Here is a 19,170-nt window from a genome sequence, read left to right on the forward strand (position 1 = left end):
GCCACCCTCGAGGTCGCCCGCGGCAGCCGGGTGGCGGCCTCGGCGGAGCGGCTCGAGGACATCCGCACCCGCCCGCTCGAGCGGATGGACCCCGGCTCTCCCAGCGCGTTCAGGGACGAGAGCGTCTTCGCGAAGTTCGAGCGCCTCCGCAGGGAGGACCCCGTCCACTACACCCCGGCGGAGCACACCCGGATGGGCGCCTACTGGTCGCTGACCACGTGGGAGCACATCATGGCGGCGGACACGGACCCAGAGACGTTCTCCGCGGACGCCGGGATCGTGATGCGGCCCGTGGACGACGGTAGCGGTGCGAGCCTCGCCGAGGCCTATGAGGATCCCTCCGAGCGCGCAGCGGCTCAGTCCCAGCAGAGCGCACAGCCTCAGCAGAACGCGCAGCCGTTCCAGATCCAGTCCCTCCTCTCGATGGACCCGCCGGAGCATGACCTGCACCGCCAGATCGTCGCTCCGGGCGTGGCGCCCACCCGGCTGGCCGACCTCGAGCCCCTCATCCGCAGGCGCGCGCAGAAGATCCTCGACGGCCTGCCCATCGGCGAGGAGTTCGACTGGGTGGACCTGGTGTCGAAAGAGCTCACCGCGATGACGCTGGCCACCCTGCTGAACTTCCCGCAGGAGCACCGCCGCCGGCTCACCGACTGGTCCGATGCCGTCACCGCGATCGGCGGGCCGGGGCAGGCCATCGAGACGCCCGAGGAGCGCGTGGCCGCGATGGGTGAGTTCTTCGCGACCCTCATGGGAGTCCTGGAGAGCCGCCGCGGTGAGGAGCCCGCCCTGGACTTCGCCTCGCTCCTGGCGCACAGCCCGCACACCGGGGAGTTCACGAAGGCGCAGCTGTTCGGCGACCTGGTCGTGCTGCTGGTGGGCGGCAACGACACCACCCGCAACACCATCACCGGTTCCCTCTACGCGCTCAGCCGCTGGCCGGAGCAGTTCGCAAAGCTGCGCAGCGGGGAGGCGAAGATCCCCTCGATGGTCTCGGAGACGATCCGCTGGCAGACCCCGCTCACGCACATGATGCGCGTGGCGACGAAGGACACGGAGCTGGGCGGGAAGACCATCCGCAGGGGCGACCGCGTCGCGCTCTGGTACGTGTCCGGCAACCGCGACACGGCTGTCATCGAGGACCCGGACGAGTTCATCATCGACAGGAAGAACCCGCGACGGCACATCTCGTTCGGGTTCGGCATCCACCGCTGCCTGGGCAACCGCCTGGCAGAGCTCCAGCTGCGCATCATCTGGGAGGAGATCCTCGTGCGCTTCCCGGAGATCCACGTCGTGGAGGAGCCGGTGCGCACCTTCGACAACTTCGTGCGCGGCTACGAGTCCATGCGGGTGCTCATCCCGCGCAGGAACGCACCGGCGGGGAAGCGGACGGCAGAGCGGTCCGCGCCCGAGGCCGGCTCTCCTGCCGCTGCCGCCACCTCGGGCGCGGGGGCGCGATGAGTGCGCCCGACTCCATCGTGGTGGTCGGCGGCGGGCAGGCCGGTCAGCAGGCGGTCGCCTCCCTGCGCAGGCAGGGCTACGGGGGAAGGCTCACGCTGGTCTGTGCGGAGGCGCACCTGCCCTACCAGCGGCCGCCGCTGTCCAAGGCCTATCTCACCGGAGAGCTCCCGGAGCGCAGGCTCACGCTGAGGACCGAGGACTGGTACGCGAAGCAGGGCATCGAGGTCGTCCACGAGGAGGCGGTGGGCATCGACCGGGAGGCCGGCGTCGTGACGCTCGCGGGTGGTGCCCGGCTGCCGTACGGACACCTGGTGCTTGCGACGGGGGCTGCCAACCGGCGGCTGGAGGTTCCCGGCGCGGAGCTGAGCACCGTGCTGGACCTGCGCACCAAGGACGACGCGGATGCGCTCGCCGCAGCACTCGCCACGGCGCGGGACGCGGTGATCGTGGGTGCCGGGTTCATCGGCCTCGAGGTCGCAGCCTCCGCACGGAAACAGGGCGTCAACGTACGCGTCCTCGAACTCGCGGACAGGGTGATGGAGCGCGTGCTCTCGCCCGAGGCCTCGGCCCACTTCGCCCGTGCGCATGCGGAGGCGGGGATCGAGGTGCGCGCCGGGACGGGGATCGCGCGGATCGAAGGGAGCGGCGGCCGCGTCACCGGGGTGGTGACGAGTGCGGGTGAGCATCTGCCCGCTGACCTCGTGCTGAGCGGGATCGGCGCGGTGCCGCGCACGCACCTGGCGGAAGACGCGGGGCTGGAGGTGGATCGCGGCATCGTGGTCGACGGGGCGCTGCGCACCAGCGATCCTGCGATCTCCGCCATCGGCGACGTCGCGGTGTTCCTCGATGAGTTTGGCTGCCGGGTGCGGCTGGAATCGGTGCAGAACGCCAACGATCAGGCGCGCTTCCTTGCGGAGTCGCTGCTGGCGGGCCCGGAGGCGGCGGGTTCGGCGGCGCGGGCCTCCTATGCGGCGCTGCCGTGGTTCTGGTCCGACCAGGGCGCGCACAAGCTGCAGATCGCGGGGGTGCGCACCGGCTGCGAGGAGACGGTGCTGCTCTCCGTGGACGGCCCGGGGGAGTTCGTCGCCGCGCACTTCGCGGAGGGTCGGCTGCGCTGTGTGGAGACCGTCAACCGGGCGGGTGAGCACATGGCCGCGCGCCGGGCACTGGGCTCCGGCATCGTCCCGAGCCTCGAGGAGGCGCGTGAGGCGGGCTTCGACCTGAGCCGGTGGGTCAGGGAGTCCGTGCAGGCAGCCTGAGTGCGCAGGCAGTCATGAGTGCACGGGTGCGGAACACACGAGTCCTGAGCCCGGGCCGCCGGGCGCGGGCCGCCTCGGGCACGGCAGTCACGTATCCGCCGGCCGGAGCGCGGCCGTCATGAAGCTGCGGGCGGAGGCGACGACCTCCTCCATGGGCACGCCCTGCTCCACGGCGTACCGGTAGAGCTCCCTGATCCCGCCCATGAGGATGATCGCCTCGTGCCGGTGGACGGGCCGCACGCCGCCCGCGACCATGCCCTTGTTCTCGGAGATCGAGATCAGCAGCTGCACGTACTCCTCGAGGACGAGCTTCTGCAGCCGTGCGCCCGCCTGGCCGCTGCTGGGCGGCAGACGGATCTCCAGTGCCGCGCTCGCCGCCGTGCCCCAGGCGGTGAGCGCCTGGTCGATCTGCTCCGTCCAGGCGGCGTGCGGGTCGATGGCCGCTCGGACAGCCGTGAGGACGCGGGTGTTCTCCCGCCGGACGAGCTGGAGGAAGCAGTCCTCGAGGTTGTCGAAGACGGCGTAGAAGGTCCGCCGCGAGGCGCGCGCCTGCCGGACGACGGCGGCGACGGTGGCGCTCTGGGAGCCCTCGGTGCGGATCACCTCCGCCAGGCTGTCGAGGAACCGCTGGTGATCGTCACCGGTCCTGGTGTGATCCGTCGTGGCGTAAGCGGCCGGCCGGGAAGGATCAGCTGCGGCGGAAGTCGGTTCTGCTGACACGCCTCCATCCTAGGGGGATGGATCGACCTTGCCGGTGCGAGGCGGGTCCCCGCTCGGTCAGCCCGCGGAGCTGCCCAGCCGCCCGCATATGCGTGGGCGGCTGAGCAACTCTCCGGGTCCTGCGGTGCTGAGGAACCGTCCCAGCCGCACGGAAGCGCCCGAGGCCGTACCCGGGTGGGTGCGGCCTCGGGCGCGGTGTCTGTGCTCACCTTCCCGGTGTCATGCCTCCCGGGGTCAGAGGAAGCTCACGAGCACGGAGGCGATCACCACGGAACCGGCGCTCACGGAGGTGAACCCGCCCACCAGCATCGCCGGGAGCATGGCGTCCGTGAGCTGCTTGCGCTCCTCCGGGTTGCGGCCCACGGAGCGGGCGACCTCGTTGGTGAGGAGGTAGTCGGCCGGGAAGCCGTACATGGCGGTCAGCGCCACGGACATGCCCAGCGTGGACTTCCAGCGCAGCAGCTTGGTGGCGATGAAGCCACCGATCATGATGCCCGCTCCGCCGATGAGGAGGATCGAGACCATGGGGACGAGGGCCTTGAGGACGTCGTCGAGGGAGGCGGCGAGCAGCGGGGCCATGACGACGGCGACCACGCCGGCCATCGCGATGCCGAACGAGCTCGCCTTCTCCATGGCGCGTTCGGGGGTGAGCCCGAGCGCGGTCGAGGCGATGCCCAGGATGAGCGCGATGATGGAGGAGGGGATGTGCGTGGGCACGGAGATGAGGGTGGCGACGGAACCGCCCACCAGGATCATGAAGAGGACGAAGAGCTCGTTGTTGGCGAGGAAGTCCGGCAGCGTGATGGGCTTCTTCTTGGCGCTCTCCTCCGTCTTCTGCGCGGCGGCGGCGAGGTGCTCGAGGTCGCCGCTGTCGCGGAGGCCGATGGCGTACCTGCGGAGCAGGAAGTTGGTCATCGGCATGGCGGGCAGCGACTGCATCATGAGGACCAGCGCGGGGAGCACGATGATGGAGGAGGCGACGCCGGCCGCCGTCAGGCCCTCCGTGGTGAGGCCGGTCGCGACGATGCCGCCGGCCAGCGGTCCTGCACCCGCGACGAAGGTCTCGAAGCCGAACAGCGGTGCGATCGTCACGGACATGATGAGCACGGCGACGAGCATGCCGGCGCAGGCGATGACGACGGAGCGCCACTGCTGGGCCATGGTCCGCAGCGGGATGAGCGAGCCCATGTGGAAGAGCAGGGGCGCGACGAGGATCGCGTAGATCTGCACGAGCATCGAGTCGTCCACCGTGGTGGTGGGGATGATGCCCAGCTGGGAGGCGATGAACGCGCCCAGCATCGCCACGAGGAGGCCGGGCACGCGTGCCTTGGACCAGATCGAGACGAGCTCGCCCAGGGCGATGAACGCCAGGATGATGGCGGCTGCGTAGATGGGTTCCATGAGGAGAGCCTTTCTGCTGTCTCCATCCGCCGGCCTCCTGTGAGGCCGGCGGTTCCAGGATGCGCCGGAGTGCGCTGCGGGTGAGGAGGGGACCGCCCGCGGTCCTGTGAATCAGTGTGAGGGCGGTGCGTCAGCCCTGAGGTGCCGACGCGCGGGTGTTGTGCGCGAATGCCAGGGCGGCCAGAGAGGCGGCCTGGTCCGCGAGCACGGCGTCGTCGAACTGGACGAGCGGGGAGTGGTTCATGGCGGCGGTGTCCGGATCGATCTCCGGCGGGGACGCGTGGAGGAAGTAGAACGCTCCTGGCACCTCCTGGAGAACGAAGGAGAAGTCCTCGGAGCCCATGAAGGGGTCCTCGGCGTCGTTGACGCGCTCCGCGCCGAACACCTGCGCGAGCGTGTCCAGCGTGAAGCCGGCCTGCTCCGGGTCGTTGAGGGTGGGTGGGTAGAGGACCTCCCAGGAGAACTCCGCCGTGCAGCCGTGCGCTGCGGCGATGGAGTCCGCGAGCTCCTTGGCGTGCTGCGGGAAGGCGGTGGTGGTCTCCTGCGAGAGGGTGCGGACGGAACCGCCCATGGACGCCGAGGCCGGGATGACGTTGACGGCCTCGCCTGCGGAGAGGTTGGTGACGGCGAGGACGACCGGGTCGAAGACGCTGAAGCGGCGGGTCACCATGACCTGGAGGGCCTGGCAGTACTCCACGAGCGGCGGGACCGGATCCAGTGCGTTGTGCGGCTGGGAGCCGTGGCCGCCGGCGCCGTGGAAGGTGACGCGGAGGATGTTGGAGCCGGCCATGAGGGGGCCGCGGCGGGTGGTGAAGGTGCCGGGCTCACCGGGCAGCACGTGCACACCGAACGCGGCGTCCGCACGGGTGCCGGCGGCATCGAGCACGCCCTCCTCGATCATGGGAGCGGCGCCGCCGGGGCCCTCCTCGCCGGGCTGGAACATGAAGACGACGTTGCCGGACAGCTCGTCACTGTGCGCGGAGAGCAGGCGGGCTGCGCCCACGAGGCCTGCGGTGTGGAGGTCGTGCCCGCAGGCGTGCATGTTGCCGTTGGCGGAGGCGAAGTCCAGGCCGGTCTGTTCGTCGACCGGCAGGCCGTCCATGTCACCGCGGAGGAGGACGGTGGGGCCGGGCTTGGCGCCGCGCAGCACCGCGGTGACGGAGGTGAGCGAGGTGCCGGTGGTGATCTCCAGGGGGAGGCTCTCCAGCGCGGCGAGGACGCGCGCCTGGGTCTCCGGGAGGTCGTTGCCCAGCTCCGGGTTCCGATGGAGCTCGCGGCGCAGGGCAATGAGGTCATCGGCGAGGGCGCGGGCCTCTGCGGGGAAGTCCGGGGCGGCCGTGGCTGCTGATGCGGCGGGTGCGGCTGCTGATGCGGGTGATTCGGCTGGGGTGCTGGACATGAGGTGACTCCTGAGGGCCTGCAGATTCATGAGGCACGGGGGCACGCGTGTATGCGCACGTATGCGCGCACGGCCATCTGTGCTGCGGGTCATACTGCCATCGTCTCATTACGCGGATGTTACGCCCGACGGATGGTGAGACGAGCCGGTTTTCGGCGGGTGCGGGTGGGGGCGTAAGCGTCGGTGGTCCAGGTCGAAAGGCAGCCTGCCCTGCACGCAGCAGGGCAGGCTGCCTCACCCTCACTGCCGCAGCGCGTGCCGGCGGATCTTGCCCACACTCGTTCGGGGGAGCGCCTCCAGCCACTTCCAGCGGTGCGGCCGAGCGGCCTTGGGCAGATGCTGTGCTGCGTACTGCATGAGTTCCGCCTCCAGCGGCGGATGCGCAGGATCCTGCGCCACCACATGGGCGACCGGCACCGCATCACGGATGGGATCAGCTTCAGAGACGACTGCCACCTCGAGCACCCCCGGTGCCTCCGCCAGCACCGCTTCCACCTCAGCGAGGCTGATGTTCTCCCCGGCGACCTTGATGATGTCGTCGGATCGGCCTGCGAAGCGCAGCACCCCTGAAGCATCGCTCGTCACCAGATCTCCCGTGGTGAAGAGAACTTCCGGAAGGTCATCGTCGTGGGCTTCCTCTCCTGCACTGCTCGCGAATGCGCGCCGTGTGACCTCCGGTGCGTCGAGGTATTCGCGGAACAGCTCAACCCCGCGGCGTCCGTATACCTGCAGAAGACCAGGACGATCCTCATCGCTGCGAGTGGCAGCTGCCAGGGCTTCTGCAGACTCAGGGCGGGCTTCAGCGCCAGCCGCGTCCGTCTCGGCGAGCCGATGGATCCGGATGCGCCGGCCGGGGATGACCGGGCCGATGGAGTCAGGCCCCTCCCTGCCCGGCGGCTGGCACGCAACGACTGCTGTGGTCTCCGTCATGCCGTAGAGCTGCCGGGGGAGGACGCCGCAGAGGCGCGCAAAAGCTTCATAGTGGGCATGCGAGAGGTTCTGGGCGAACCATACATGTGTGAGGGAGAGCTGCAGGCCCTCCGCAGTCGCGGGGCGATCCGCCTGCTTGGACAGGATCATGCGAATGGGTGCGGCGAAGAGGCTGGCGTGCGTGGCACGGAGTGCGGACGCGTCGTCCACCCAGCCGCTGGCGCTGAACGAGGAGGTCAGCGCTACTGACGCGCCCGTTGCGATCGCACTGGCGAAGCAGTAGAACTGCGCATTTGCGTGGAACAGCGGAAGCGTGACCAGCCATCTGTGGTGCGGGCGGAGGCCTGAGAACTCCGCCATCGTGCGGCCGGTGTATCCGTAGTTCGCCTGGGTGAGGACGACGCCTTTGGGCTGGGACGTAGTGCCTGACGTGAACATCACTGCGAGACGCTCCAAGGGGGCAGGAGCCTGTCTCGCCCCTGGCTCTCCACCGTGCTCGGGGACCAGGGGTCCGCCGTGGCGGAGATCATCAGCGGTCTGTTCGAGCGCGACGACGGGATTGCTGAGCGCGGCGGCTGCGTCTGCGTGCTCGGCTGCGATGAAGGTGACGGCTGGTGAGGTCCTCTCCGCCTGATGCTGCAGTTCGCGGGCACCGGATGTCGGATCGACGGGCACGATCCACGTGCCTATGCGAGAGGCCGCAAGCCAGAGCAGGACGAAGGCGGGGCAGTTGCCCACACAGAGATGCACAGGGCGTTCCCTGCTCGCGCCCAGTTCCTCCAGCCACGCGGCGGCGGCCGTCACCAGCCGGTCGAATTCCGCATAGGTCCATTCCGTATCGGTGCGCTGACGGTCTCGGAAGAGCAGGAAGGTCCGGTCGCCGTGGGCGGCGACGGACCGCTGCCACAGCTGCTCGAAAGTGAGGAGGTCCATGATCGATCTCTCGTCTCGGGGAGTGAGCCGCCCACGGCTGCGGGAGCGACGGAGGCCGTCGACTCCCACACCCGTGGGCGCCATGGGGTATGGGCGGAAGAGGTCAGTGACCGCTGGAGAGCGGATGGCGGGGCAGGCCCTCGACCACGGTCTGTGACAGCGTGCCGAGCAGTTCGACGTCCAGGTCCACTGTGTCTCCCGGCTGCAGCCAGCCAGAGAACGCCCCGCTGCCTGTGCGTTCGTGTTCGAGCAGGCACCCGCCGCCCACGGTTCCGGAACCCAGCACCTCGCCCGCACTCAGTGTGGTCCCGCGACCGGCATAGGCGATCACATCACCGAAGTCCCAGTTGATCGTCTTCCAGTTGCCGTCGGTCACAGGCCGTCCGTTGACCGAGGCGCGCATGTGCAGGTCGAAGCCCTTGCCTGCCCTCCGGGGCTCGAGCTCGTCTGCAGTGACGAAGTGCGGGCCCAGTGTGGTGGCGCTGTCCTTGCCCTTCGCAGGCCCCAGACCCAGCGTCATCTCCTCCATCTGCAGATCGCGTGCGCTCCAGTCGATGTAGAGGGTGTAGCCGGCGATCGCCGCCCGTGCCTCCTCCGGAGTGGGATTGCGCAGCTCTCTGCCCAGGACTGCGCAGACTTCGAGCTCATAGTCGAAGGTCTGACATCCCGGAGGGATCTGCACCGGATCCTCGGGTCCGATCACGGCATTGTGGTTGCTGATGTAGAAGGCGGGGAACTCCTGGTGCTTGGGATCGAATGTGCCGGGCCTGCAGTTGCGGATGTGCTCGTGGAAGCACATGCAGTCCCGCATGGCCGGCGGCTGTATCGGAGCCAGGAGCCGGAGTGCGCTGAGCGGCAGAGAAGTGCCGCTCCTGGCCTCGGCTGCGAGCTGGCCGAGGTCTGCTTCCGCTGCGAGGGCTGCAGCGACTTCGCGGAACTGTGGAATGGGATGGACCTGGTCATCTTCGAGCAGTCCGAGGAACGGCTTCTCTGCAGGGTCGTCTCTGGTCTGTGCGCTGACGAATCTCATTTCTCTCCTCCGGTGGTGACGGGCAGACCTTCGAGACGGGCCATGGCCTCGAAGGGGGCCGGCTGGGATGGGGCCACGTGGTCGGGGTCGAGGTGGGTGTAGATGTTGATGACGTTCTGTCCCAGCCTCTCGCTGTCGCCCAGCTGCGCGAACTCGCCCAGTTCGATGTCGTCGATCGCCTCCGCCGCGGTCATGCCGCGGTGGTAGCGGTCCTCGGCCTCGTGCTTGATGAACTCGAGGTAGCGCTTGACTCCGGCGACCCCCTCGGCGTCAGTGACGGGGCCGTGGCCGGGCACATAGTGTTCGGCGTCGAGTCCGATGAGGTAGTCGCAGGCACGGATCCAGTTCTCCACGGGGCCGGCCCAGATGATGGGCGTGCCGCCGATGAACAGCGCGTCCCCGGCATAGACGACGCCCTTGTCCTTCACATGGGCGATCGCATCTCCCGGAGTGTGCGCGGGTCCCACGAACACGAGGTCCACGTCCGTCGCGCCCACTGTGAGGGTGAGGGACTGATCGAAGGTGCGGGTGGGCGGAGTGGCCACGATGCCGGAGAAGTCGAAGGGTCCGAAGACCTTGCGGATGTAGTCGCCGACAGGCCCCTCGAGGTCCTTGTAGCCGACGATGCGGTCGACGTCCTCCTGCGTCATCTCCGCGGCGGCCACGGAGGAGGCGATGATCTCTGTGGTCGTGGGCAGCAGCTGGTTGCCGTAGTAGTGGTCTCCGTTGGCATGGGTGTTGAACAGGTAGGTGACGTCACGAGTTCCCAACAGCTCTGCGTAGGCGTCGAGCATCTCCGCGGTGAGCTTGAGGTCGAACAGCGTGTCGACGATGAGGGACTGCTCTCCGTCGACGATGAGCCCGGAGTTGCTCCAGCCCCATCCGCCGTCGGGGAGCATCCACGCATAGCAGCCGTCGGCCACGCGCGTGAGTCCGCGCTCGTAGGTCTCAGTCATGGTCTTCACCTTTCTTCGAGGGTACTGGGGTCAGGGTGAGCGGGTGGTGGCAGGCGAACATGCGCGCTTCACCGCCGTCGTCGGCACCGCTCAGTTCTGGGGAGACGGTCGTGCAGATGTCCGTCCGTCGCGGGCAGCGCGAGGCGAAGGCGCAGCCGGGAGGCGGGTTCGAGGCACTCGGCACCTCTCCGGTGCGCGCGAGCGCCTTGAGGTCCATCCGGTTCTGCGGGTCCGGGCGGGGGATGGAATCCATGAGGAGCCGCGTGTAGGGATGCCTGGGAGCGCCGAACACCTGCTGCGTGGGCCCGGTCTCGACCACTTCACCCAGATAGACGATCACCACCCTGTCGCTGATCGCCTCCACCAAGGACAGGTCGTGGGTGATGAACAGGATGCCGAACCCGTGTTCCGCCTGCAGATCCTTGAGGAGGTTGATGATGCTCGCCCGTGTGGAAACGTCGAGGGCGGCTACGGCCTCGTCGCAGATGAGCAGCTCCGGACTGCAGGCGAGAGCGCGGGCGATCGCCACACGCTGCCGCTGGCCGCCGGAGAGCTCGTAGGGATACCGGTGGAGGAACGATTCCGGCAGCCCCACCTTCTGAAGCAGTTCGACGGGATCTGCGCGCAGGGTGCTGCCGCCGGAGGTGCGAGCATGCAGGGGCTCGAGAATGACCTCGCGGATGGTCCAGGACGGATCGATCGAGGAGTAGGGGTCCTGGAACACCATGGGCATGGATTGGCGGGCATGGTTGATCTGCGTGCGTGTGAGCTCTGTGAGCTCTCGGCCGTTGAAGACGACGGAGCCGGAATCGGGGTCGACAAGGCGGAGCACCAGTCTGGCGCTCGTGGACTTCCCGGAGCCGGATTCGCCGACCACCGCCACTGTGCTGCCCGGTTCTACCGTGAAGGACATTCCGCGGACGGCATGCACACGCTGGCGGGAGAGCGGGGAGACGCGAAAGGCCTTATGCAGGTTGGTGACTGTGAGCATTGTCGATCCTCTCCGGGAAGATGCACCGTGCCCCGTGTCCGGGACTCTCGATGGTCAGCGGAACAGGTGCGGCGTCGCACTCCTCCGTGGCGAAGCTGCAGCGCGCGGCGAAGCGGCACCCGTGGGGCAGAGCGCGGAACTCCGGGACCGTGCCGGGGATGTCGACCAGTCGGTCGCCGGGGCCGTTGGGGATGCAGTCCATCAGCGCACGGGTGTAGGGGTGGCGCGGGTTCGCGAACAGCTCCACGGCCTCGGCGTGCTCCACCACCTGCCCCGCATACATCACCGCCACCTCATCGCAGATCTGTGCGATGACCCCCAGGTCATGGGAGATGAAGAGCGTCGTGACGCCTTGGCTCTCGCTGATCTCCTGCAGCAGTGCGAGCACTTGGGCCTGGGTCGTGACGTCGAGCGCGGTGGTGGGCTCATCCGCAAGGAGAACGTCCGGTGAGCAGGCGATGGCCATAGCGATGACGACACGCTGGCGCATGCCTCCGGAGAACTTGTGCGGGTGGTCGCGAGCCCGCAGCTGCGGGGAGGGGATGTGCACCTGGTCGAGCACTTCCACCGCCCGGGCCCAAGCATCGCGCCTGTTCATCCCGGTATGGCGACGTACCGTCTCCGCGATCTGCTCGCCCACGGTGTAGTTGGGATCCAGCGCGGTCATCGGTTCCTGGAAGACCATGGCGATCCGGTTGCCGCGGACATCGCGCATCTGTCTCTCAGACATCGCGCGGAGGCTCTGCCCCTCGAGGCGGATGTCCCCGGAGGCGATCCGCGCGGAGCCGATCAGGCCCAGGACGGCATTGGCGGTGATCGACTTTCCGGAGCCGGATTCGCCCACAAGTCCGAGTGTGCGACCGCGGTGCAGCGTGAGTGAGACAGTGTCGACGATGGTGAGGGGGCCGGCGGCACTCGGCACCTCGACGACGAGGTCCTCGATCTCCAGCAGGGGTGGTGTCTGCGGCATCAGAACTTCCTTTGTTCGCGGCCGAGGGAGTCGCGGACGGAATCTCCCACGGTGTTGAAAGCCAGTACGACGACGAGGATCGCGAGTCCGGGCCAGAGGACCAGGCCGATGTTCTCCGAGGCATAGGCCGTGGCGTTGCGCAGCATGGAGCCCCAGGAGGCTTCGGGCGCCTGCACTCCCAGGCCCAGGAAGCTGAGCCCCGCCTCGAACAGGATGGAGAAGCCTATGGTCATGCTGATCTGCACGATCAGCGGCGAGGCCATATTGGGCAGCACGTGCGTGCGGAGGATCCGCGAGTGTGAGATGCCCAGAGAGCGTGAGGCCTCGATGTAGGTCTCCTGCCGGATGACGAGCGCGATGCTTCTGGCCACCCGGAAGAAGCGCGGGGCGTTGGCGACACCGATCGCGAGGATGACAGTGCGGATTCCAGGTCCCAGAATCGCCACCAGAGCGAGCGCGAAGAGCAGCGAGGGGATTGCCATGATCGCGTCGGTGACACGACTCAGAGTCGCATCGATCGCGCCGCGGAAGTAGCCGGCCGCGAGCCCGGTGGGCAGGCCGATCAGGAGACTGAGCGCGGTGGCGAGCACCCCGGCGAGAAGAGTCGGGCGAATGGCATGGAGCATGCGGCTCAGGTAGTCGCGGCCCACCTCGTCCGTGCCCAGCAGATGCGCTGCCGAGCTCGGGGCGAAGGCACTGCCCAGGTCCTGTGCGTCCGGGTCGTAGGGAGAGAGGAGCGGGGCCAGAAGCCCAACCGCGATGAGGACCAGCAGGAACACCAGGAAAGTCGTCCCCAGGCGGTCGGAGAGGAAGCGTCGTGTGAATCGGGCAAAAGGGGATTCGTGCTCCTTGGGGGCACGAAGGGTTCTCATGAACATAGGTCACACCGTCTTCGGGTTGAGCCAGCGGTAGGACAGGTCGACGACCAGATTCACCGCGATCACGACGCAGGTGATGAGGAGCACCGTGCCCTGCACCATGACGATGTCGCGGCTGAAGACCGAGCTGACGAGGAGGGAGCCGATGCCGGGGATCCGGAACACCGCCTCGATGAGCACGGAGAGACCGAACAGCCGGTTCACCTGCAGTCCGGCGACGGTGACCACGGGGATCATCGCTGACCGCAGCACGTGGCGCAGCTTGATCGTCACCGGGTCGAGGCCCTTCGCCTTGAGAGTGCGGACGAACTCCATCTCCTGCACGTCGATGAGGCTGGCGCGGGACTGTCGCGCGATCTCTGCGATGCCACCGGCCGCCAGTGCGATGACGGGCAGGGTAAGGCTCCTTGCCCACCGCTGCGGGTCATCGCCGAATGCGGTGTAGTCACCGCTCGGCAGCCACGCCAAGGAGATCGAGAAGATCGCGATGAGCATGGCGCCCAGCCAGAAGTTGGGCACCGCGATTCCCACGGAGCTCAGGGTCTGGATGGCACGATCGAGGAAGCTGCGGGGCTTGATCGAACTGATCACTCCTACGGCGGTGCCGATGAGGAGCGAAAGAACGAGGGCGAACAGGATGAGCTCCACCGTGGGCGTGATGCGGGAGGCGATCGCGCCCGCGACGGTCTGGCTGGAGAACAGCGACTGCCCGAGATCTCCGCTCATCACCGCTGCGAGCCACTGGAAGTACCTCACCACGAGGGGCTGGTCGAGTCCCAGCTGAGCATTGATCTCGGCAATCTGCTCAGGAGTGGCGTTCTCGCCCAGGATCGTCAGTGCCGGGTCACCCGGGATGAGCGCCGTGAGCATGAAGACGAGGATGGAGACCAGCCAGAGCACGAGGAGCGAGGACAGCAGTCGCGTGAGGATTTCGCGCGCCATAGGTCACTCCTCGATCGAGATCTCGGAGTAGTCCACGGTGCCTGCAGCCGTGAGGCGAATGCCTTCGACCGGGCTCTTCTCCGCACGCAGGGCTTTCGAGCTGCAGACGGGAATCTGCACGGCCTGGTCCGCAGCGCGTTCATTGGCCTGCGCGTATGCGGCTGCGCGGTCCTCGTGCGTGGCAGCGGTGCGGCCCTCGTCCAGCAGGGAGAGCAGCTCCTCGTCCTCGTAGGCGCCGGGATTGAACAGTCCGGTGGGCTGGTACAGGCTGGCGAACGTCTTGGCCGGATCAGTGGCGCCCGGCCAGAGAGAGGTGTAGGCATCCGTGGTCTTCTGGCCGTTGAAGTCGCTGACGACCTTGGTGGGCTCGCTGATCTGGAGGTCCACATCGATGCCGATCTCTGCGAGCTGCGCAGCTTCAGCCTCGGCAATGACTCGATAGGGCGCAGCAGAGATCGCGGAGAGGGACATCGTGAAGCCGTCTGCGTAGCCGGCGTCGGCGAGCAGCTTCTTCGCTTCCTCCACATCGCGCTCAGGAGCCTTCACCTCGGAGCTCGCCGCCCAGTAGTCTGATGCGAAGAGCTGCCCGGTAGGTTCGCAGTTGCCTTCCAGGATGGTCTCGGAGATGCCCTGACGGTCGATGGCCAGCGAGATCGCCTTGCGCACCTGGGGATCGTGGAGCGGGCTGCCCTCCTTCATATTGAGGTAGATCATCAGGGGCATGGTTTTGGGTTCCATCGCGGTGACGCTGAGGCCGGCCTGTTCCGCTGCCGCTCCCTGATCCTGGCCCAGGGCCGCGATGTCGATCTCTCCGGTGGAGATCGCCCGGAGACGGGCCTCGGGGTCCACGATCATCTTGAGCGTGAGCTTGGGGGTGCCGGCGTGATCCGGATTCCAGTACTCATCGAATTTCTCATAGGAGATCGAGGACCCGGGGAGATGCTCGGTGACCTTGTACGGGCCTGCACCCACTGGCTGGAGATCGAGGTCGGCGTTGCTCAGTGCGTCCGGGCTGATCATCATGCCGGCACGATCGGCGAGTGCGGAGAGGAAGGCCGCGTCCCGATTCTTGAGCTGAACGACCACGGTGGATTCGTCAGACGCGTCGATCGACTCAACGGAGGCGAAGTCGGCTTTGAGAACCGAACCTTCGTCGCCCATGCTCCGTTCGAAGTTCTTCTTCACGGCATCGGCTGTGAGTGTGGCGCCGTCGTGGAACTTCACGCCCTGGCGCAGCTGCAGAGTGAGCGTCTTTCCGTCGTCTGAGAGCTCGAAAGATTCCGCTAGGCCTGGGCCCACTTCGCCGGAATCGTCGACGTTGAGGAGGCTGTCGTAGGCGGGCAGGAGATAGACGGAAACGTACTGGTTGCCTGCCTTGGCGGGGTCGTAGTTCTGTCCGCCGTCAGTGGAGTAGCCCACAGTCACGGGTGCGCCGGTGGAGCCGGAGTCCGCGCCGCTGTCACCGCCGGAACCGCTGCAGCCTGCGAACAGGGCCAGCGAGGCGGCTGCCGCCGTGGCGGCGAGGACAGATCTGCTGAGTCGAGTCATTGTCACACTCCCTTGTGAGACGTAATTCGGGCCTAACTTCTAGTTAAGTCCGAAGCCTGCACCCATTAAGCCGCTAACCTAGGGGTATGTCAAGACCCAAATCCACACATCTCGATGAGCTCGACGCCCGGCTGATCGGGCTGCTCGAAGAGAACCCGCGTGGTTCGAACTCCTCTTTCGCCCGGGAGCTGGGGGTCTCTGAGAAGACGATTCGCGTCCGGATGGAGAGGCTCTTCTCCGAGTTCGACATGCGCATCGAGGTGTCGGTGCGAGACCGCCCGCGGACGGCCGCACGCATGCTCTACGTCCTCAGCTGCAAAGTGGCGGACAGGTTCCGGATCCTCAACCGACTCACTGCCGAGGCGGCCGTCCAGTACGGCTACGCGGTGACGGGCGGAGCGGAGATCGCGCTTCTGGCGGGTTTCGACGACGATGCGGAAGCATTCAAGTTTCAGCACGACATCCTCGAGCCGCTTGACGATGTGGAGATGGTCTTGGCGCTGAGGCTGATGTCCGAGGTGTCCTCCGGCGCTTCCAGCCGCGCTATGCCGCTCATCGATCCGAAGGCGCTCAATGCCGCGCTGTTGCGAAACACGGCAGAGATGGACGTGCAGGAGCTGTTGGCATGGCTGTCTCACGAGCTGGTGAGCGTATTCGGTGCAGACCGCTCAATGGCGGGTGCGTTCGGGGAGCCTGGGAGTGTGAAACTCGCCCACCGTCTGTGGCACAACTTCCCGCCGTACTATGCTCCGCAGATCCTGAAGCTGAGCGAGCCCGATCGTTCTCCGGGCACCATCAATTCGGTCGCGCAGACGCAGCGGGTGGTGTATGTGCGTGATGCGCAGGAGTCGAAGATGTTCGATTGGGCAAGGACGCTCATCAAGCGCGTGGGCTATCGCACGGTGGTCTCCTTCCCGCTCAAATACGGGGATTCTCTTGTGGGGGTGGCGACGCTGTACTTCGATGAGATCCGCGAACTCGACGATTCGTACACGGCCACGGTGCAGAGCTTCCTCGACCAAGTTGCCCTGCGGCTGCATCTAGCGCTCGGGGCGTGAGTAGATGTTGTTCTGCTTGGGAGGATGGCGCTGATTGTGTGCGAGAACCTGAAGGCTGCGAAGAAGAATGCAGAGCGGCTCGTGGAGCGCCTTCCGCTATGTCTGATCCCGGAAGCCGCGCGGTTGAGGCGGACTCTGCAGCGGTGGAAAGCAGCGTTCCTGGCGTACTTCACTTCCGGCCGGTCCTTGAAAGGCGGGGCGGAGGTCATCAACGGGATCATCGAGCTCCGCCGGCGACTGGTCAGGGGGTGCCGCAACCGGGAGAACTACCGGCCGAGGATGCCTTTAGCGGCAGAGGGTCTTGATTGCTGAAACCCCTAGTCCCCACCACAAGTACGAAGAGCCGGTTATTGCCTGGTGCCACGGCCCGCTTGGGACTGTGATCCAACGAGTGAAGCTCCCTGGGTTCCGTTCCGATTCTCCTTCGTGAGACTCGGAACGGAACCCAGGGCGCTTCAGGCTGGCAAGCTTTGTGCGGACAGCCGAAGCTTTCTGCTGAGGCCCGTCACTCCAGGGATAGTGTTCTTTCTCAGTAACAGGACCTTCGCACTGGCGGCGTGGCTACAACCTGTCACCTGCTCATCAGCAGTCCCGATCGCTCCGCCCCGAAATCTCCACGATCGTGTTCAGCAGCACTTCGGCGCCAGCAAGGATGTCGGCGCTCTCCGTGAACTCGTCCGGGCAGTGGCTGCGGCCGTCGTGGGACGGCACGAAGATCATCGCCGTCGGCACTTGGAGCGCCATGAACGCCGCGTCGTGCCCTGCGCCGCTGTACATACGCGTGTGGGAGAGCCCCATGTCTGAGACCACCTGCGTGGTGATCGCAGTGAGCGGCTCCGACATGGGTACCGGTTCCTCAGACGCCAGCCACTCCAGCTCTACTTCCACTCCGCGCTTTGCGCCTTCCGCATGCGCCGCCTCGAGCAGACGCTCGCGGGCGTGCGTGATCCACTCCGCGTCGGGACTGCGGAACTCGCCCCATACCTCGGCGGCCTCATTCACCACATTCACCGCATCCGGGGTGAAGGTGATGCTGCCGGAGGTTCCGCGGCTCGTCTCATGCTCAGACGCAATGGCCTCGACCGCGAGGACTGTACCGGCCGCAGCGCACCCGGCATCGCGGCGAATGTTCATGGGGGTGGTGCCCGCGTGGTCCTGCCGGCCCTTGAAGATGCTGCGGAACGGCGCCACTCCGGTGATGTCCGTGACCAGCCCGATCTGCGTGCCCTGCGCCTCCAGATTGGGCCCCTGCTCCACGTGCAGCTCGACATAGGCGATCACATCGCTGAGGTCCATGACGGCCTCATTCAGGCGGTTCGGGTCCACGCGCGCACCGGCCAGCGCCTCACCGAAAGCGACGCCTTCCTGATTCTGGGCCCTCAGATGCGCAGCGGTGAGCCCACCTGTGAGTGCGCGTGACCCCACACAGCTGAGTCCATAGGGATTGACCTCCTCGTTGAAGAAGTCGATGACGACGAGGTCGTGTGCGAGCGTGATTCCGCTTGCGCGGAGCGTCCGTACGACCTCCAGCGCCGAAGCCACGCCCACGTTTCCGTCGAACCGCCCGCCGCTGAGCACAGTGTCCGTGTGCGAGCCCGTCATGATCCGTCCGCGAGCGCTCCCGTCGCCCTTGAGTACGCCGATGACGTTTCCTGCCGCGTCGATGCGTGCATCGAGGCCGGCGTCCTTCATGCGGGCAAGGACCCAGTGGCGTCCCTCGACGTCGAGTTCCGTGAGTGCGCTGCGCGTCCATCCCGGAAGTGAGTCGTCCACCAGGCCGGACAGCGCCTCCAGGTCTGCCAGGAGCTGCTCGCCCTGATCCGCGAGTGCGATCCTCTGAGTCATGTGTGGTCCTCCTCGTTCTTCTGAGCAGGCTCCCGTGCCGGAGGGCTCAGGCCTGCAAGCCTCGGCACCGAGACTGGCACAGTGAGCACGCGAGCGCACTGCAGGGTCGAGCGCCGAGACACAGGGGTGCCGACCGGACTCGCCTCACCCCTCCCACACCACCTCGCCGCCCACCATCGTCATCGCCACGCCGACCTCAGGAATCTCCTCCACGTCCGCAGACATCAGCGAACGGTCCAGCACCACCAGATCCGCGAACTTGCCCACTTCGACGGAGCCCTTCACCTCGTCCTCGTGCGAGGCCCTGGCGCCGTTGAGCGTGTACATCCGCACCGCATCCATGAGTCCCACGCGCTGGCGCGCACCCACCTCGGCACCGCTCCGAGACCGGCGGGTGAGCGCCGCGTGGATTCCCCGCAGCGGGGAGACCTCCGTGACCGGCGCATCCGAGCCGATCGCCACCGGCACCCCCGCTCGCACATAGTCCGCCAGCGGATACATGTGCTCCACCCGCTCGCCGTAGTTCCTGATGTAGCTGTCCCCGTACTCGTAGTGGAACGCCGGATTCGCCGTCGGCACCACGCCCAGCTCCGCCATGCGCGCCACCAGATCGGGCGCGGCCAGCCCGCCATGCTCCACGCGGTGCCTCGCGTCCTCACGCGGATGCCCCCGCTGCGCCCTCTCGATCGTGTTCAGCAGCATCTCGATCGCCGCGTCCCCCTGCGCATGCGAGGTCAGCTGCCAGCCCTGCGCGTGCGCCTCCACGAACACCTCGTCCAGCCCCTCCTGGCTGAGGTAGCTCACCCCGCACGTGCTCGGATCGCTCGTATACGGCTCCCGCGTCCACAC

The 19,170-nt window shown here is 67.2% G+C and carries 17 protein-coding genes; 4 read left to right on the forward strand and 13 right to left on the reverse strand.

Going from position 1 to position 19,170, the window contains the following annotated elements; genetic code table 11:
- Both Q0A33_RS14000 and Q0A33_RS14005 read left to right on the forward strand, forming a co-directional pair.
- Window positions 1–1,461: cytochrome P450 (locus tag Q0A33_RS14000; RefSeq protein ID WP_291798068.1), on the forward strand; the 1,461-nt coding region annotated here is incomplete at its 5' end.
- Window positions 1,458–2,720, forward strand: coding sequence for an FAD-dependent oxidoreductase (locus Q0A33_RS14005; RefSeq protein WP_291798071.1), 1,263 nt, complete (start codon window positions 1,458–1,460; stop codon window positions 2,718–2,720). The genes Q0A33_RS14000 and Q0A33_RS14005, both read left to right, overlap by 4 nt.
- Before the next feature lie 87 nt (window positions 2,721–2,807).
- Here Q0A33_RS14005 and Q0A33_RS14010 read toward each other — a convergent pair whose 3' ends face one another.
- From Q0A33_RS14010 to Q0A33_RS14060, 11 genes are all read right to left on the reverse strand, one after another.
- Window positions 2,808–3,440: a TetR family transcriptional regulator gene (locus Q0A33_RS14010; protein WP_291798073.1), complete on the reverse strand. Its 633-nt coding sequence runs from the start codon at window positions 3,438–3,440 to the stop codon at window positions 2,808–2,810.
- Window positions 3,441–3,674: 234 nt separating this feature from the next.
- Window positions 3,675–4,841 carry a hypothetical protein gene (locus Q0A33_RS14015; protein WP_291798075.1) on the reverse strand — a complete coding sequence of 389 codons (1,167 nt, stop codon included), beginning with the start codon at window positions 4,839–4,841 and terminating at the stop codon, window positions 3,675–3,677.
- Between the two features lie 130 nt (window positions 4,842–4,971).
- Complete coding sequence (locus Q0A33_RS14020) at window positions 4,972–6,240, reverse strand: M20 family metallopeptidase (protein ID WP_291798078.1); 1,269 nt, start codon at window positions 6,238–6,240, stop codon at window positions 4,972–4,974.
- Window positions 6,241–6,480: 240 nt separating this feature from the next.
- Window positions 6,481–8,103 carry a class I adenylate-forming enzyme family protein gene (locus tag Q0A33_RS14025; protein ID WP_291798080.1) on the reverse strand — a complete coding sequence of 541 codons (1,623 nt, stop codon included), beginning with the start codon at window positions 8,101–8,103 and terminating at the stop codon, window positions 6,481–6,483.
- A 103-nt stretch (window positions 8,104–8,206) separates the two neighbouring features.
- Entirely contained in the window at window positions 8,207–9,133 is a 927-nt protein-coding gene (locus Q0A33_RS14030) for a fumarylacetoacetate hydrolase family protein (RefSeq protein WP_291798081.1), read from the reverse strand.
- Window positions 9,130–10,089, reverse strand: coding sequence for an MBL fold metallo-hydrolase (locus Q0A33_RS14035; RefSeq protein ID WP_291798083.1), 960 nt, complete (start codon window positions 10,087–10,089; stop codon window positions 9,130–9,132). Before Q0A33_RS14035 ends, Q0A33_RS14030 begins: the two co-directional genes overlap by 4 nt.
- A complete protein-coding gene (locus Q0A33_RS14040; protein WP_291798085.1) occupies window positions 10,082–11,002 on the reverse strand; it encodes an ABC transporter ATP-binding protein in 921 nt (306 codons plus the stop codon). Before Q0A33_RS14040 ends, Q0A33_RS14035 begins: the two co-directional genes overlap by 8 nt.
- A 52-nt stretch (window positions 11,003–11,054) precedes the next feature.
- Window positions 11,055–12,050, reverse strand: a complete 996-nt coding sequence (locus tag Q0A33_RS14045) for an ABC transporter ATP-binding protein (protein ID WP_291798087.1) — start codon at window positions 12,048–12,050, stop codon at window positions 11,055–11,057.
- Window positions 12,050–12,922 carry an ABC transporter permease gene (locus Q0A33_RS14050; RefSeq protein WP_291798089.1) on the reverse strand — a complete coding sequence of 291 codons (873 nt, stop codon included), beginning with the start codon at window positions 12,920–12,922 and terminating at the stop codon, window positions 12,050–12,052. The genes Q0A33_RS14045 and Q0A33_RS14050 overlap by 1 nt, the downstream gene beginning before the upstream one ends.
- A 9-nt stretch (window positions 12,923–12,931) precedes the next feature.
- Window positions 12,932–13,870, reverse strand: a complete 939-nt coding sequence (locus Q0A33_RS14055; protein WP_291798090.1) for an ABC transporter permease — start codon at window positions 13,868–13,870, stop codon at window positions 12,932–12,934.
- A 3-nt stretch (window positions 13,871–13,873) separates the two neighbouring features.
- Complete coding sequence (locus Q0A33_RS14060) at window positions 13,874–15,418, reverse strand: ABC transporter substrate-binding protein (protein ID WP_291798092.1); 1,545 nt, start codon at window positions 15,416–15,418, stop codon at window positions 13,874–13,876.
- 86 nt (window positions 15,419–15,504) lie between these two features.
- Between Q0A33_RS14060 and Q0A33_RS14065 the strand changes: the two genes are divergently transcribed.
- Both Q0A33_RS14065 and Q0A33_RS14070 read left to right on the forward strand, forming a co-directional pair.
- A complete protein-coding gene (locus Q0A33_RS14065) occupies window positions 15,505–16,476 on the forward strand; it encodes an AsnC family transcriptional regulator (protein WP_291798094.1) in 972 nt (323 codons plus the stop codon).
- Window positions 16,477–16,500: 24 nt separating this feature from the next.
- Window positions 16,501–16,788, forward strand: coding sequence for a transposase (locus Q0A33_RS14070; RefSeq protein WP_291798096.1), 288 nt, complete (start codon window positions 16,501–16,503; stop codon window positions 16,786–16,788).
- Between the two features lie 270 nt (window positions 16,789–17,058).
- Here Q0A33_RS14070 and Q0A33_RS14075 read toward each other — a convergent pair whose 3' ends face one another.
- Both Q0A33_RS14075 and Q0A33_RS14080 read right to left on the reverse strand, forming a co-directional pair.
- Window positions 17,059–18,321 carry a Zn-dependent hydrolase gene (locus tag Q0A33_RS14075; protein ID WP_291798098.1) on the reverse strand — a complete coding sequence of 421 codons (1,263 nt, stop codon included), beginning with the start codon at window positions 18,319–18,321 and terminating at the stop codon, window positions 17,059–17,061.
- Between the two features lie 144 nt (window positions 18,322–18,465).
- On the reverse strand, window positions 18,466–19,170 hold a 705-nt coding region (locus Q0A33_RS14080), incomplete at its 5' end, for an amidohydrolase family protein (RefSeq protein WP_291798100.1).

This window comes from Brevibacterium sp., from assembly GCF_022712115.1.
Taxonomy (GTDB): domain Bacteria; phylum Actinomycetota; class Actinomycetes; order Actinomycetales; family Brevibacteriaceae; genus Brevibacterium; species Brevibacterium salitolerans.

Coding starts and splice junctions, on each gene's coding strand:
- Q0A33_RS14035 (WP_291798083.1), bottom strand. CDS start 10,089: ATGACTGAGACCTACGAGCGCGGACTCACGCGCGTGGCCGACGGCTGC.
- Q0A33_RS14055 (WP_291798090.1), bottom strand. CDS start 13,870: ATGGCGCGCGAAATCCTCACGCGACTGCTGTCCTCGCTCCTCGTGCTC.
- Q0A33_RS14025 (WP_291798080.1), bottom strand. CDS start 8,103: ATGGACCTCCTCACTTTCGAGCAGCTGTGGCAGCGGTCCGTCGCCGCC.
- Q0A33_RS14040 (WP_291798085.1), bottom strand. CDS start 11,002: ATGTCCTTCACGGTAGAACCGGGCAGCACAGTGGCGGTGGTCGGCGAA.
- Q0A33_RS14045 (WP_291798087.1), bottom strand. CDS start 12,050: ATGCCGCAGACACCACCCCTGCTGGAGATCGAGGACCTCGTCGTCGAG.
- Q0A33_RS14050 (WP_291798089.1), bottom strand. CDS start 12,922: ATGAGAACCCTTCGTGCCCCCAAGGAGCACGAATCCCCTTTTGCCCGA.
- Q0A33_RS14070 (WP_291798096.1), top strand. CDS start 16,501: ATGGCGCTGATTGTGTGCGAGAACCTGAAGGCTGCGAAGAAGAATGCA.
- Q0A33_RS14060 (WP_291798092.1), bottom strand. CDS start 15,418: ATGACTCGACTCAGCAGATCTGTCCTCGCCGCCACGGCGGCAGCCGCC.
- Q0A33_RS14005 (WP_291798071.1), top strand. CDS start 1,458: ATGAGTGCGCCCGACTCCATCGTGGTGGTCGGCGGCGGGCAGGCCGGT.
- Q0A33_RS14015 (WP_291798075.1), bottom strand. CDS start 4,841: ATGGAACCCATCTACGCAGCCGCCATCATCCTGGCGTTCATCGCCCTG.
- Q0A33_RS14075 (WP_291798098.1), bottom strand. CDS start 18,321: ATGACTCAGAGGATCGCACTCGCGGATCAGGGCGAGCAGCTCCTGGCA.
- Q0A33_RS14020 (WP_291798078.1), bottom strand. CDS start 6,240: ATGTCCAGCACCCCAGCCGAATCACCCGCATCAGCAGCCGCACCCGCC.
- Q0A33_RS14065 (WP_291798094.1), top strand. CDS start 15,505: ATGTCAAGACCCAAATCCACACATCTCGATGAGCTCGACGCCCGGCTG.
- Q0A33_RS14030 (WP_291798081.1), bottom strand. CDS start 9,133: ATGAGATTCGTCAGCGCACAGACCAGAGACGACCCTGCAGAGAAGCCG.